Annotated in this window: 11 protein-coding genes; 8 read left to right on the forward strand and 3 right to left on the reverse strand. The window is 47.2% G+C overall.

All coding sequences use genetic code 11. From position 1 onward, the window contains the following. Positions 1 to 34 precede the first annotated feature (34 nt). The 7 genes from M2137_RS12655 (at position 35) to M2137_RS12685 (ending at position 9,634) form a co-directional block, all read left to right on the forward strand. The gene (locus M2137_RS12655) at positions 35 to 961 is read left to right on the forward strand and encodes a hydrogen peroxide-inducible genes activator (protein ID WP_280766813.1); all 927 of its coding nucleotides are present in this window, start codon (positions 35 to 37) and stop codon (positions 959 to 961) included. A gap of 597 nt (positions 962 to 1,558) precedes the next feature. Then, entirely contained in the window at positions 1,559 to 2,404 is an 846-nt protein-coding gene (locus M2137_RS12660; protein WP_280766826.1) for a prephenate dehydratase, read from the forward strand. Continuing rightward, positions 2,379 to 3,563: an aminotransferase class I/II-fold pyridoxal phosphate-dependent enzyme gene (locus tag M2137_RS12665; RefSeq protein ID WP_280766814.1), complete on the forward strand. Its 1,185-nt coding sequence runs from the start codon at positions 2,379 to 2,381 to the stop codon at positions 3,561 to 3,563. Before M2137_RS12660 ends, M2137_RS12665 begins: the two co-directional genes overlap by 26 nt. A gap of 46 nt (positions 3,564 to 3,609) precedes the next feature. Further along, positions 3,610 to 4,674, forward strand: coding sequence for a bifunctional 3-deoxy-7-phosphoheptulonate synthase/chorismate mutase type II (locus M2137_RS12670; RefSeq protein ID WP_280766815.1), 1,065 nt, complete (start codon positions 3,610 to 3,612; stop codon positions 4,672 to 4,674). Beyond that, positions 4,671 to 5,444, forward strand: coding sequence for a prephenate dehydrogenase/arogenate dehydrogenase family protein (locus M2137_RS12675; protein WP_280766816.1), 774 nt, complete (start codon positions 4,671 to 4,673; stop codon positions 5,442 to 5,444). Before M2137_RS12670 ends, M2137_RS12675 begins: the two co-directional genes overlap by 4 nt. A gap of 269 nt (positions 5,445 to 5,713) precedes the next feature. Further along, positions 5,714 to 7,135, forward strand: a complete 1,422-nt coding sequence (locus M2137_RS12680) for a PDZ domain-containing protein (RefSeq protein ID WP_280766817.1) — start codon at positions 5,714 to 5,716, stop codon at positions 7,133 to 7,135. Positions 7,136 to 7,153: 18 nt separating this feature from the next. Then, positions 7,154 to 9,634: an endonuclease MutS2 gene (locus tag M2137_RS12685; RefSeq protein ID WP_280766818.1), complete on the forward strand. Its 2,481-nt coding sequence runs from the start codon at positions 7,154 to 7,156 to the stop codon at positions 9,632 to 9,634. Here the strand turns inward: M2137_RS12685 and M2137_RS12690 are convergent. The 3 genes from M2137_RS12690 to M2137_RS12700 are packed head-to-tail and all read right to left on the reverse strand — an operon-like array spanning position 9,631 to position 12,962. Beyond that, the gene (locus M2137_RS12690; protein ID WP_280766819.1) at positions 9,631 to 10,863 is read right to left on the reverse strand and encodes a redoxin domain-containing protein; all 1,233 of its coding nucleotides are present in this window, start codon (positions 10,861 to 10,863) and stop codon (positions 9,631 to 9,633) included. The genes M2137_RS12685 and M2137_RS12690 overlap by 4 nt on opposite strands. Before the next feature lie 22 nt (positions 10,864 to 10,885). Continuing rightward, on the reverse strand, positions 10,886 to 11,749 hold the full coding sequence (locus M2137_RS12695) for a DUF6599 family protein (RefSeq protein ID WP_280766820.1): 864 nt from the start codon (positions 11,747 to 11,749) through the stop codon (positions 10,886 to 10,888). A 22-nt stretch (positions 11,750 to 11,771) separates the two neighbouring features. Then, positions 11,772 to 12,962, reverse strand: coding sequence for an aldo/keto reductase (locus tag M2137_RS12700; RefSeq protein ID WP_280766821.1), 1,191 nt, complete (start codon positions 12,960 to 12,962; stop codon positions 11,772 to 11,774). A gap of 388 nt (positions 12,963 to 13,350) precedes the next feature. On the opposite strand from M2137_RS12700, the gene M2137_RS12705 reads away from it, so the two are divergent. After that, the gene (locus tag M2137_RS12705) at positions 13,351 to 13,860 is read left to right on the forward strand and encodes an RNA polymerase sigma factor (protein WP_280766822.1); all 510 of its coding nucleotides are present in this window, start codon (positions 13,351 to 13,353) and stop codon (positions 13,858 to 13,860) included. Positions 13,861 to 14,230: the final 370 nt, after the last annotated feature.

Raw genomic sequence — 14,230 nt, forward strand, 5'->3', positions numbered from 1 at the left:
TTTACGCATATAAATTCATTACAATTCCTCTGCCATGAACATTCAACAGTTAGAGTATATATTGGCCGTCGACCAATATCGTCACTTTGCCAAAGCAGCCGAACACTGCCATGTGACCCAACCGACATTGAGCATGATGATTCAAAAACTGGAAGATGAACTAAACACCAAAATATTCGACCGCAGCCTGCAACCCGTATGCCCTACCCCTATTGGGAAAAAGATCATTGCCCAGGCGAAATCGGTTATTTTTGAAACACAACGAATCAAAGAAATTGTACACGAAGAGGAGCAATCGCTGAAAGGGGTGTTCCGACTCGCCGTATTGCCCACCATTGCTCCCTACCTATTGCCCCGCTTTTTTCAACAACTGACGGAAAAACACAGCGATCTGGATATCCGCGTATTGGAAATGAAAACAGCCGAAACGCTTCATGCGCTTCATAAAGGCGACATCGACGCGGCTATTATCGCCAACCAACCGGTAGAAGATTACCTGCAAGGCACCTTGCTTTTCTACGAACAATTCTATGGGTATGTGGCTCCCCAGGAGTCGATTTACAAAAAAGAGATGATCAAAACAGCTGATATAAGCGATGAAAATCTGTGGTTGTTAGACGAAGGCCATTGCTTTCGCGACCAGTTGATGCGCTTCTGCCAGATGGAAAAGGTCAAGGTACGTCAGGCAGCCTACCAATTAGGCAGCCTGGAAACCTTTATGCGTATGGTAGAAAGCAACAACGGCATCACCTTTATTCCGGAACTGGCCACACTGCAACTAAGCGACGAACAGAAAAAACTGGTGCGTCCGTTTGCCATTCCGCGCCCAGCCCGGGAAATTGTCTTCGTACACCGGAAAGACTTCATCCGCCACACCATTGGAAACTTGCTTATCAACAGCGTGAAGACGAATGTCCCCAAAGAGATGCTAACACTGCAACCAGGCCATAAAGTGGTATAAAAAACAAGAAAAAGGCCCTCCTTCCAACACGTTTCAGAAGAAAATGTTAAAATACGGTTTGTAAGCAAAAGAGACCTTTTGCTTACAAACCCATACGTTAAAAAATGTTTCTCCCGGGAGTTTGTCTTCAAAGTCCCACCTTTTTGCGCGCAAAGTCCCGCGAAAATTACAAATTGATAGTTGGGGGTTTTGAAGAAAACAGGCGATTTAACATTTATAAACATGTAAAAGTTGGAGGTGGTATTTGAGGGTTAGTGTTGAGCTTCAAGTAGGGAAGGAAGATCTCATAACTAAAACAGCCCCTATCCAACCCCCTTCTCTTTTTCAATAATTTCCATACAAAACAAAAAAAATATCACTTTTTGCTTGCACAAAACAAAAAAGTATTACTTTTGATCCCCATAAGAGACAAATCGTAAGATGAACAAGTTTAGCTTTACATATTTTTATTTTTACTTTTATTTTAGCAGAATAAAGGCAGGAATTTGTATGTAATGCGTTGAATACAGAAACATATCAATAAACGAATATAGAAAGTCCTGCCGATCATCGGTGGGACTTTTTTTTGTTTATAGCGAAAGAAAAAAAGTAACGATGATGAAAAAGAAAGTTGCCATTCAGGGAATAGCCGGTTCCTATCACGACATTGCGGCACATAGTTATTTCCCGGAAGAAGAGATCGAACTGATCGGTTGTAATTCCTTCCGGGAAGTGATTGCCACCATCCGGAAAGAGCCCTCCATCGTCGGCATGATGGCCATTGAGAACACCATTGCCGGCAGTCTGTTGCAAAACCATGAACTGATCCGTCAGAGCGGACTGAAGGTGGTGGGCGAGTTCAAACTCCGCATATCTCATTCGCTGGTTGCCCTTCCGGGTACAACGATCCATGAGATTGAAGAGATCAACTCCCACCCGATCGCCCTGATGCAATGCAATGATTTTCTGGACACCCTGCCTAACGTGAAACTGGTAGAAAAAGAAGACACGGCGATGAGTGCCCGGTGGATCGCGGAAAACAAACTCAAAGGCCACGCCGCTATATGCGGAAAACAGGCGGCCGAGATCTATAACATGGAGATCCTCGCCGAAGGGATCGAGACCAACAAACGCAATTTCACCCGTTTTCTGGCTATTGCCGACGCCTGGCTTGCCGAAGAGATGATCGAAAAAGAGGAGATCAACAAGGCGTCACTCGTATTCGCCCTGCCACATGCCGCCGGCAGCCTTTCCAAAGTATTATCTATCCTTTCCTTCTACGACATGAATCTGAGCAAGATTCAATCGCTTCCGATCATCGGACGCGAATGGGAATACCTCTTCTACATTGACCTGACTTTTCTTGATTTCACACGATACAAACAAGCCTTGGACGCAATCCGTCCCCTGACTAAGAACTTTACAATACTTGGAGAATATGCAGAAGGAAAACAAAGCGTGTAAGGCGATCATACCCGCCACACGCGTAGGCAGTGTGCAGGAATACTACTTCTCAAAAAAGCTGAAAGAGGTAGCCGAGATGAATGCCGCAGGTAAGAATGTCATTAACCTGGGAGTGGGAAGCCCTGATCTTCCTCCCTCCGAAAAGACGGTGGAAACATTGTGCCGGCAGGCACATCAACCAAATAACCACGGCTACCAGCCTTATATCGGTATTCCGGAATTGCGCCGGGCCTTTGCCGACTGGTACAAACATTGGTATGAGGTGAATCTCGATCCGGCATCAGAGATCTTGCCGCTTATCGGCTCCAAAGAGGGGATCCTGCATATATCCATGGCCTTTCTGAATCCGGGAGATGGCGTACTGGTGCCCAATCCGGGTTATCCGACCTATACCTCCGTCAGCAAACTGGTTGGCGCCCGCATCGTTTCGTATGATTTAAACGAGGAAAACGGATGGATGCCCAACTTTGATGCGTTGGAAAAGATGGATCTTTCCGAGGTGAAGCTGATGTGGGTCAACTACCCCAATATGCCTACCGGCGCCAATGCGACCCAAGAGTTGTTCGAGAAACTGGTCGACTTCGGCCGCCGCCATCAGATTGTGATCTGCAACGATAATCCTTATAGCTTCATATTGAACGAAAAGCCTTTAAGCATATTGAGTATTCCCGGTGCTAAGGAGATTTGCATTGAATTAAATTCGTTGAGCAAGTCACATAATATGCCCGGCTGGCGCATCGCGATGCTGGCCTCCAACCGGCAGTTTGTCGAGTGGATCCTGAAGGTGAAGAGCAATATCGACTCCGGACAATTCAAGCCCATGCAACTGGCTGCCGTAGAAGCTTTGCAGGCGCCGGCAGAATGGTACGAGAATATGAACGCGGTTTACCGTAAACGCCGTACTTTTGCAGAAAAGATCATGGAGCTGTTGACATGCCATTACGATCCCAATCAGGTAGGTCTCTTTGTCTGGGGACGCGTTCCGGATCATATAGAGAGTGCGGTGGCATTGGCCGACAGGATACTCTATGAGGCGAATGTCTTTATCACCCCCGGAATTATCTTCGGAAGCCAGGGCGAACGCTATCTCCGCATATCGCTTTGCTGCCGGGAAGAGGTATTGGAAGAGGCATTGGAACGGATCCGGGCTATCAATTAAAGTCCTCAAAAACCTTATTCATTAACAAAAATAAAACAACAACCATATGAACTTAGAATCAATCGTATTACCGGGCGTAGACCCCAGCCGCCCCATCGTTATTGCCGGCCCATGCAGTGCCGAAACAGAAGAACAGGTCTTGAACACCGCACGCGAATTAGCCGCACGCGGCATCCGCATATTCCGTGCCGGAGTATGGAAACCGCGCACCAAACCGGGAGGCTTCGAAGGCGTAGGCTCCGCAGGGCTTGCCTGGTTGAAGCGGGTCAAAGAGGAGACCGGCATGTATGTAGCCACGGAGGTAGCCACCAAAGAGCATGTAGAAGAGGCGTTGAATGCCGGAATCGATATGCTTTGGATCGGCGCTCGCACCACCGTCAACCCCTTTGCCGTACAGGAAATAGCAGACGCGCTCACGGGCGTAGACATCCCTGTACTGATTAAAAACCCGGTCAACCCCGACCTGGAGCTTTGGATCGGTGCTATTGAACGTATTTACGGAGCGGGCATCCGCAAGATCGGTGTGATTCACCGCGGCTTCAGTTCGTATGATAAAAAGATGTACCGCAACCTTCCGCTTTGGCATATCCCTATCGAATTGCGTCGCCGCATGCCTGAATTGCCGATATTCTGCGATCCCAGCCACATCGGCGGAAAGCGGGAATTGGTAGCTCCTCTCTCCCAGCAGGCCATGGATCTGAGCTTTGACGGCTTGATTATCGAGTCGCACACCGCACCCGAAGAGGCCTGGAGCGACGGCGGTCAACAAATCACGCCGGAGGTGTTGGATTTTGTCTTGAATATGCTGGTCATACGTGATGTACATCAAACGACGGAAAGCCTGACGGAACTACGCCGACAGATCGACCAGATCGACGAACAATTGTTGGAACTATTGGCCAAACGTATGCGTATCTCCCGCGAGATCGGTGTTTATAAGAAAGAACACAATATGCCGATCCTGCAATCGCCCCGTTATAACGAGATTTTGGAGAAACGCTCTGAGATGGGAGCCGCTATGGATCTAAGCACTTTATTTGTGAAAGAGATATTACAGGAAATACACGAAGAGTCTGTTCGTCAGCAGATGATAATTATGAATCAACAATGAAAATACTGATATTGGGAGCCGGCAAGATGGGCTCTTTCTTTACCGATCTATTAAGTTTCGACCACGAAGTGGCCGTATTGGAAAGTGATCCGAAGCGAATGCGTTTTATTTACAACGCGTTGCGCCTGCAAAAACCGGAAGAAATAGCTGACTTTGCACCGGAACTGGTGATCAATTGCGTTACGTTGAATCATACGATCGATGCCTTCCGGGCGGTGTTGCCTTATTTGCAACCCTACTGTATCATCGCCGACATCGCCTCGGTCAAGACCCACCTGAAAGAGTTTTACGAAACCTGTGGATTCCCGTACGTATCGACCCACCCGATGTTTGGCCCGACCTTTGCCAACTTAGGCAACTTGGCCAAGGAGAATACGATCATCATTACCGAAGGGGATCACCTGGGACGCATCTTCTTCAAAGACCTCTATGCCTCGCTTCATCTGAATATCTGCGAATACACCTTCGAGGAACACGACCGGGTGGTGGCCTATTCGTTGGGCATTCCTTTTGCGTCGACCATCGTATTTGCCGCCACCATGAAGCATCAGGATGCACCGGGCACCACCTTTAAGCGACACATGAAGATTGCCCGGGGACTCTTTTCAGAAGATGATTATCTGTTGACCGAGATACTCTTCAACCCCCGTACCCCGAATCAGATCAGTCGCATCCAGGAGGAATTGTCGGTCTTGCAGGATATCATCCAAAAGAAAGACTCGGAAGGCATGAAAGAATACCTCAAACGCATCCGAAAAAACATAGACTAATCACCGTGTCACTCCGTACGCAAATGGTTTACAGGGCTCTCATTAGCGACCCGCCGGGTGCGTACGGTGACGCAATTGAATCCCCTTCACGATAAAACACATGCTTTTGACAAAATGTAGGTTTCGCGTAGCGTAAAGCAATTTGCATTTCGTCCTAAACTCGACCGAAAACATGAAAAAGAGGAAAAATATCTTTACCTTTGCTTTTGAAAGGTATAATTCATTTGTTGCCTGACATTCATTACGTCTTATAAGATTCTTACTCTGATATGAAAAGAATAATTTTTTCAATAGCCCTCTTGGCCATATCCCTGATTGGCTTTGCTCAGAACAGACCGCAAATCTGTCGTATCGGTTTTTCGTATGAAATCAGCCATAGTCCGAACTGGGGGCTCGGTTTTCCGGTCGTAACCCGTATTGTTCCCTATTCTTCAGCCGAACAGATGGGCATCAAGCAGGGGGATATCCTGGAAGCCATCGATAATGTGCCTACTTTGAACCTGAGCGAAATGGAACTCAACCAACTGTTGAACCCGGCAGACAGGAACGAAATAACACTGACTATCCGGTCGTTTTCGAACCCGCAGAAAAAGGTGGCGGTGCGCAAAGACTGTAAACTCTCGAATGCCATCACAGAGGAGCAGTTGGCGATCGCTTTTAATATGTATAGCCTGGAAACCACCAGTGAACGCCGGTTTGTATGCCCGTTCAATATGAACGTAACGCCCGACCCAGTCGATTTTGCTGCCTTTTCCACCTTTACCTTTTCCGCCATTGACGAAAGCAACCGGAATATGGAAACGGCCATCAACGGATACATCGAAAAAGAATTGACCCAAAAAGGATTGATCTACGATCCGGAACAGCCGGAAATCCGGGTAGAGACCTTCTACTTTTTCGATAAGAATCCCAACTATAAAGGTCCCAGCAAAGTGATGGTCAACAAAGAGGTTATCTCGCGTTACGATGTGAATTACAGTCGGATGATCGATCTCCCTTTCCTGAACCATCAAACGGCGGAATCGGAAGCGGAGTTTCTGCTTCAGTTTGGCTTCCGTTTTGTGGATCTTCGGATCGAACCCGGGCGGGTCATCTGGGAGTGTGAGGCGCATGAATTATTGGAAAACTCATTCCGCTTGGAAGACTATGCGCGGATCCATATCCCGCTGATGCTGATGCAGTATCCGTATGTGAAATATACTCGGAATGTACCCTTCACGGTGAGTCGAAAAACTTACAATTACACCGGGATCCAGTACGATATTGACCAGTTGGAACGCGTGGCCGCTGTCGATGCGAACTCGCCGGCGTATGCAGCCGGCGTACGCGTAGGCGACACCGTCGACCGCATCGGCAATCAGCGCATGAACCATACGGCAGAAGAACTGACCGGCGCGTATAAACGATTTATCACCAACACGATGAATCTGCGCGACCCGAAAACACAGTTCAAAGATGCCAACGGATTTGAGTTTTGTATGTATTGGGATAGCTTCAAATACACGCAGGTGGCCAATGCCTTGCAACGCAGCAATGCCATGGCGCCCTTCGCTTACCTCTACTACTTTGCGCCTTATATCAACCTGTCGGGCAACAACGCCTGTTCTTTCGTTCTCCGGCGAGGGAAAGAAAAACAAGAAGTATTGATACGTCCTACCGTGCGTACGGACGTGACAATCGAAGTTAAATAACCAAGAGGATTTACACACGTGATATATCCACATAATTTTGAGCAGAAGATAGGATTTGATTCTATCCGTCGTCTGCTTACCGATAAATGTTTGAGTCCACTCGGCGAAGAACGCGTGCACGACATGGAGTTTTCTGCCGATTTCGAAACCATCACGACCCGGTTGCAACAAACCGATGAGTTCCTGCGCATCCTGCGGGGCGATGTGGAGTTTCCGGCAAGCTACTTCTTCGATGTGCGCTATTCCTTGCAACGCATTCGCCCGGAAGGGACCTGGCTCGACGAAAAAGAATTGTTCGATCTCAAGCGTTCGCTTCAGACCATCCATGAAATTATTCGTTTCCTTCGCCCACCGGACGAAGAGGATACAGAAGTGCCCTACCCTGCCCTTTCGGCATTGGCGGGCAATATCAGTGTGTTTCCGCAACTGATCACACAGATCGACCATATACTCGACAAATACGGACGTATCAAAGACAATGCCTCCAGCGAACTGGCTCGCATCCGCAAAGAGATGGCGTCGACCATGAACAGCATCTCTCGCAGCCTGCAGTCAATCCTTCGCTCGGCACAGTCGGAAGGCTTGGTCGATAAGGATGTGGCGCCTACCATGCGCGACGGGCGGTTGATGATACCGGTTGCGCCGGCCTATAAACGCAAGATCAAAGGGATCGTACACGATGAGTCGGCGAGTGGAAAAACGGTATTTATCGAACCCGAAGTGGTGGTCGAGGCCAACAACCGTATCCGCGAACTGGAAGGGGAAGAACGCCGGGAAATCATACAGATCCTGACCGCGTTCACCAATCTGGTACGCCCCTATATCCAGGATATTCTTCATTCTTATTCGTTTATGGGGGATATCGATTTCATACGCGCCAAGGCATTATTGGGCGATCAGATCAATGCGATCCGCCCGCAAATGGAAGACAAACAGGAGGTCGAATGGTACCATGCCATTCATCCGCTCCTCTATCTCTCGCACAAAAAGCAGGGGAAAGAGGTGGTGCCGCTGGATATTACACTCAATGAAGAGCAACGCTTACTGATTATCTCGGGACCCAATGCCGGTGGGAAGTCGGTTTGCCTGAAAACGGTCGGTTTATTGCAGTATATGTTGCAGTGTGGTCTATTGATTCCGCTCTATGAGAACTCGCATACCGGGGTGTTTGACAACCTCTTTATCGATATTGGCGACGAACAGAGCATCGAGAACGACCTGAGTACATATAGTTCGCATCTGACAAATATGAAAAATTTCGTGCGCAACTGCCAGGCGAAGACACTATTGTTAATCGACGAATTCGGTAGCGGCACGGAGCCGCAGATCGGCGGAGCCATTGCCGAAGCCCTGCTCGATCGCTTTAATAGGCGGAAAAGCTTCGGGGTGATCACGACACACTACCAGAATCTCAAGCATTTTGCAGAGGAGGCCGAAGGGGTAGTCAACGGCGCCATGCTGTACGACCGCCATCAGATGCAGCCTTTGTTCAAGCTGGCGATAGGTAATCCGGGCAGTTCTTTTGCCATCGAGATCGCGCGGAAGATCGGTTTGCCCGAAGATATTATATCCGATGCCTCCGAAAAGGTGGGAGCCGACTATGTGAATATGGACAAATACCTGCAGGATATTGTCCGCGACAAACGCTATTGGGAGAGCAAACGGCAGAATATCCGCCAGCAGGAGAAGAAACTGGAAGATATTACCTCTCGCTACGAAGAGGATCTGGAAGCCATCAACAAGCAACGCAAGGAGATCTTGCGGGATGCTAAATCGGAAGCGCAGCACCTTATCTCCGAAGCGAATGCCAAAATAGAAAATACCATCCGTCAGATCAAAGAGACGCAGGCCGAGAAAGAACAAACCCGCCTGGCACGCAAAGCACTGGATGAGTTCAAAGCCTCGGTTCTTTCGGCTGAAGAGGAGGAAAAGAACGATAAGATCGCCCATAAAATGGCGAAGATCAAAGAGCGAAACGAGCGAAAGAAGGCGAAACCGAAAGCTGCTGCCAAACAGGAATTCAATAAAGAGGTCATTGCTGTTGGAGATAATGTGCGCCTACGCGGACAAACCTCTGCCGGAACGGTGTTAGAATTGCAGGGCAAGCAGGCGATGGTTGCCTTTGGTATGATCAAGAGTACCGTCAAGCTCGATCAGTTGGAGAAGGTAAGCAAAGGACAAATCAAGAAGGAAATCCAGAAAAGCACCTTTGTCAGCAGCCAGACGACCGACAGTATGCACGAGAAAAAGATCCACTTCAAGCAAGAGATCGATGTGCGCGGTATGCGTGGCGACGAGGCGTTGCAAGCCGTCACCTACTTTGTGGACGACGCGATCCAGGTGGGCGCCGGGAAAATACGCATCCTGCATGGTACAGGAACGGGCATTCTCCGGCAATTGATTCGCGATTATCTGCATTCCGTGCCCGGCATCCGCCGCTACCACGACGAGCATGTGCAGTTCGGAGGAGCCGGTGTTACGGTCGTTGAATTGGATTAATCCGGGAAGGCAGCGCTGATTATCTTCTTAGCCTCGTAGTATGCCTCGCTAAAATTGCGGACAAGAATCTTCCCTTCGGGCGAGAGGAGTACAAAATAGGGCAGACCGGCAAAAGCAAAATCGACGGTGATCTGATGGTTATCTCCTTTGAGTTCCACCTCCGGCCAGGGGTGAGCAACCATGTTTTCCAATACCGGTTTTAGTTTTATGTTCATAAGTTCGTCGTCCTCTTCCGTGTTTTCATTCAACTGACGGATACTCTCTATATCGTCGGTTATGCCTATCAGGATCAGATGTTCTTTGTATTTCTCATAGAACTCCGTTATCTGTATGTCGATCATGATCGAACCCGGACAAAGCCCCCAGCGATAGAATAATACATATTTCCCACGCAGATCGGCGGAAGTGATTCGTTTTCCATCCACTGTTGTGAGGGTAAAGTCAGGCGCATCGTTTCCCGGAGCCAGCCTTGTCATGGTTTCGACCTCCTGTTTCAAAAGGCTTCCGTAAAAACTGGCGGCCGCTTCCGGTTCCATCTTCTCCATGTAAGCCGTCAAATCCTCCAGCGGCGTATAGAAAACCCGTTGCAAAAGATCAACGATCATCCACTGGGAATAGGGATTCTTCTCCATTAATTCCGCCTTTTTCTGTTTCAGAATAGTATAGGTTTCCTGATGATCCCGACTGAAGAAGTTGAATTTATTAACATACTCTTTCGCCCTCTCCATATCACCCGCTTCCCGAGCTTCATCGATTATCTTTCCGTATTCGGCACGTAGCATGCCCACGGAGTCATCCAACTGCAACATATCTTTCAATAAAGGCTCGTCGTAGATGCGGCTATGTAACCGGCAATAATAAATATGTTCGGTCGTTCCGGTGATACGCAACTCGCCTTCATCGACGATCATTGTCAACGCGACTTTACTATGCCCCCGCCATTTTCCAACCAGTGGCTTATAGGTCATATAATAATATTGTGTATGCGGATGGCTACCGGAATAGACAAACCGGTCTAGTTCGGATACAATCACCTGGAATGCCTTTTCGTTTTCTCCTCCATAATAAGGGAGAATAACTTTTTCAAACGACAAAGTATCACCCGGAACGAGTCCTTTTATCTCTCCAATAATCGTAAACTGTTTTGACTCATCCCCAACACGAATCCCTTTGGCTGAAAAGGAAACCACAACAAACAACACCCAAACAAACACAATTATTCTTCTCATACACTATTATATATTACTTCTATTACAATTTTTTCGCGACAGACTTCAGTAGTTCCTCTACACCTGCAATCGCTTCTCCATTTTCCGAATAGGCGGCCACGATGTAGCACCCTTTCCAGATAGCAGGGATGTCGCCGTTATATCGATCCTTTATCACGAGCGCGCCTTCCGCAAACTCCAATGGCTGGCGGGCAAAGGTGAAATATTTTGTCAAGATATCCTTCGCTCCGTCTGCAGAATTCCCATCGATCACAAACAGTTGAAAGGCTTTTCCCTCCCGTTCGTATTTCGCCAGGTAGATCTGTTTCAGGAATTCATGCCCGATATAATTGGAGGTGATATAGGCTTCGGAGTAGGGCTGCTTCCCTTCCGCCGGGAAGTGTTGCAGAATCGCCGGATAAGCCGCCTTCGGATCGATACGTCCGGCCAGGCCGGTTCCTATCTGATGCAATACAGCTTCGACATTTTCCTGCGAGGTAGCCCACATCTTTACATATATATGACCGGCAAAAAAGAAGAGACTGGTCGGATCGCCCTGCGCCTCGCCGCCGATCGGGTAATGAGCCAATTCGGCAGAACGTTCGGAAGCATACATACCGAAGGCATCCTCGGGCGAAGCATGTCGGTAGATCTGCAACGTGATATAGTCACTTCCTTTTTTATATTCTGCACTGGTCATCTCCTGGAAATTGTTCTCAATAAAAAGAGGCGCTGCCCCATTGATGCGGTCAAACAGATTATCCGGATCAAACACCTCTATCTCTTCGTTGATTTCCCAACCCGGTATGGCGGGCAACCAGGCCTTCAACTCCTGAGGCGTTTGCGCGGAGAGAGAAAAAAAGAATAGAATAGATATAATACTTAACACATACGAACGATATCTCATATCAGCTTTTTCTTTGCGGTGATTAACTTAAAAACTCAGTAGGCATATTCCGCACCGGATTGATAGCGGCAATTTTACGCGACACATCAAAGCCCGAAGCACAGGTTACTTTGCAGGAGTCACAATTGGCACACGGGTTCTCCGGCAGCGAAAGATCCGCCAGGGTCTCTTTCGACAGCTGCGCATACTTATAACCGTAGGCATACATATAGGCACGCATCATATCCGGAATGGGCAGATGCTCGGGACATTGCTCCAGACACTTACCACATTGCTGGCAATACACCCCCTCCTGTGTACACAGAGCCGCCAGGTATTCTTTTTCACCGGTGGTCAACTTGGTGTTTTCAGCCGCCGCCAGGCACTCATCCAATTCGTCGAAATTCGAGAATCCCGGTATGGCTGTAGTGATATTTTCGTTCTGCCATACCCATTTCAGGCAGGCCTGCGCGTTGATCTTCTTGTTTCCTTCAGCATCTTCCACTGCGCCGGTCATGGCTTTCATTGCTACAAATCCGATACCCGCTTTTACGCCGCGCGCCAATGCTTCGTCGGTTGCTTTCAGATTATCCAACTTGAAATTATAACTCAACAGAATCACATCGTATATGCCCGCTTCGATAGCCGCGTCGATATATTCCGGTTTATTAGCATGCGTAGAGAAGCCCACATATTTAGTCTTTCCCTCTTCCTTGAATTTCTTGAGGATATTAACCAGGCGCGGATCTTTAATCTCTTCCACGCTCTTGGGGTCATGCACGTAATACCAGTCGACATATTTCATCTGCAGGCGGGAAAGGCTCAGGTCGAGCATATCTGTGAACTCTTTTTCAAACGAATCGGTATAAGGATATTGACGTGTCCGTCCTTTGGTTGCGACACAAAAGCTGTCACGCGGTTTATCCTTGAAGAAATTACCCAGCATCTCTTCGTTGCGTCCGTTCTGATAGCCATACGCGGTGTCGAAATGTTTGATGCCGGAATTATAGGCTGCTCGTACGACATTCGGATTGTCGGCACGCATAACCCCCATGCTCAGGATAGGCAATTGAATACCTGAGCGTCCAAGTTTGCGCATCGGAAAAGCCGCTTTCTTATGAGTTGCCATTTTATCAGGAGACATCGCTTTGGCTCCCGGAGCCAGTAAAGCTCCGGCACCGGCTGCGGCCGACATACGGAGAAAGTTTCTTCGATTCACTTTTTTTGTTTCCATGGTTCTTCTCTATTTTTATGATTGACAGTAAACAAACTGTACACATAGCCGGTCGTGGCAGACCGCTTAGCCGACATAAGGCAAAAATAAGCATATAAACAGAAATTCAATCGCTAAAAACATTTTTTATATTTACCCCTCCCACCCGCTTGCTTGAAAATTGTAATCACAAAGTTGAAAATGTTGAAATCTGCAACTTGAAGGAGTTGTAAATCTTGTTCAAAAATGCGATCGAATCAAGAAAATTCAACAGCTTACGATTTTTCAACAAAAAAGAATAAAAAATAATTCTCCACCTCTGAAGCTCTTTCTACATTCGCATATCGATCAGCGATAAGATCAAGGGAAATAAGGGATTTTATAATAACAGCATTTTTAAGGGAAAGACATGACACAAGTTCAATTTCAAACAAAATTAGTAGGATTGCAAGACAATTTATTCAGTTTTGCACTGACTTTAACCGCAAACAAAGAAGAAGCGATGGATTTATTACAAGATACCACGCTGAAGGTACTCGATAACCGTGATAAATTTGTGGATAACACGAATTTCAAGGGTTGGGTAATGACCGTTATGCGCAACATTTTCATCAATAACTACAACCGGGTGGTACGTTCCAATACGCTTATCGACGGGGGTGTTGACGTGTACAATGTGGATACGATCTGTCACTCTGGTTTTGATTCTCCGGAAGGATGCATCGATATGAACGAAATCAATCAGGCTATCGAAGGCTTAAGCGAAGATATGAAAACGCCTTTCGCCCTGTTTGTTAGCGGATATAAATACGATGAGATTTCTGACATCATGGGCATCCCTATGGGAACGGTAAAGAGCCGTATATTTGTAGCCCGTCAACGTTTACAAAATGAACTGAAAGATTTTTATTATAATTGATAAGAGAACCATTACGCATATTTAATTGTAGGGGGTAGCCGTAGCATTCGGCATGATTTGGTAACGGAGATTGTCTCATCATGAGACGGTCTCCGTTTTTTCAACTTTAATTTTGAGCAGTTAGCCACCTCATTTGCAAATGATTATCTAAAAGATTGAAAGGTGAATGGAATCAAGTAATGTTGAATCCAAGTTATTATTTTATCAAAAGCCAAAATTGCTTTTCAAAAGAAAAAAGGCATCCATAAGCGGATGCCTTTTTAAAAAAAATGTGTCATTAGTGTCCACTAAAAACTCGCAATCGTTCTTTGAAACATTTGAAATATAGTTAGTTACAGATATTTTCTGAGTCAACGGACTTGAACTTGTA

The organism is Parabacteroides sp. PFB2-10 (genome assembly GCF_029893085.1).
Taxonomy (GTDB): Bacteria; Bacteroidota; Bacteroidia; order Bacteroidales; family Tannerellaceae; genus QVMG01.

Bases quoted from the DNA above. Each gene is read 5' to 3' on its own strand.
- M2137_RS12655 (WP_280766813.1), top strand. From the start codon at position 35: ATGAACATTCAACAGTTAGAGTATATATTGGCCGTCGACCAATATCGT.
- M2137_RS12670 (WP_280766815.1), top strand. From the start codon at position 3,610: ATGAACTTAGAATCAATCGTATTACCGGGCGTAGACCCCAGCCGCCCC.
- M2137_RS12665 (WP_280766814.1), top strand. From the start codon at position 2,379: ATGCAGAAGGAAAACAAAGCGTGTAAGGCGATCATACCCGCCACACGC.
- M2137_RS12680 (WP_280766817.1), top strand. From the start codon at position 5,714: ATGAAAAGAATAATTTTTTCAATAGCCCTCTTGGCCATATCCCTGATT.
- M2137_RS12695 (WP_280766820.1), bottom strand. From the start codon at position 11,749: ATGAGATATCGTTCGTATGTGTTAAGTATTATATCTATTCTATTCTTT.
- M2137_RS12705 (WP_280766822.1), top strand. From the start codon at position 13,351: ATGACACAAGTTCAATTTCAAACAAAATTAGTAGGATTGCAAGACAAT.
- M2137_RS12690 (WP_280766819.1), bottom strand. From the start codon at position 10,863: ATGAGAAGAATAATTGTGTTTGTTTGGGTGTTGTTTGTTGTGGTTTCC.
- M2137_RS12660 (WP_280766826.1), top strand. From the start codon at position 1,559: ATGAAAAAGAAAGTTGCCATTCAGGGAATAGCCGGTTCCTATCACGAC.
- M2137_RS12675 (WP_280766816.1), top strand. From the start codon at position 4,671: ATGAAAATACTGATATTGGGAGCCGGCAAGATGGGCTCTTTCTTTACC.
- M2137_RS12700 (WP_280766821.1), bottom strand. From the start codon at position 12,962: ATGGAAACAAAAAAAGTGAATCGAAGAAACTTTCTCCGTATGTCGGCC.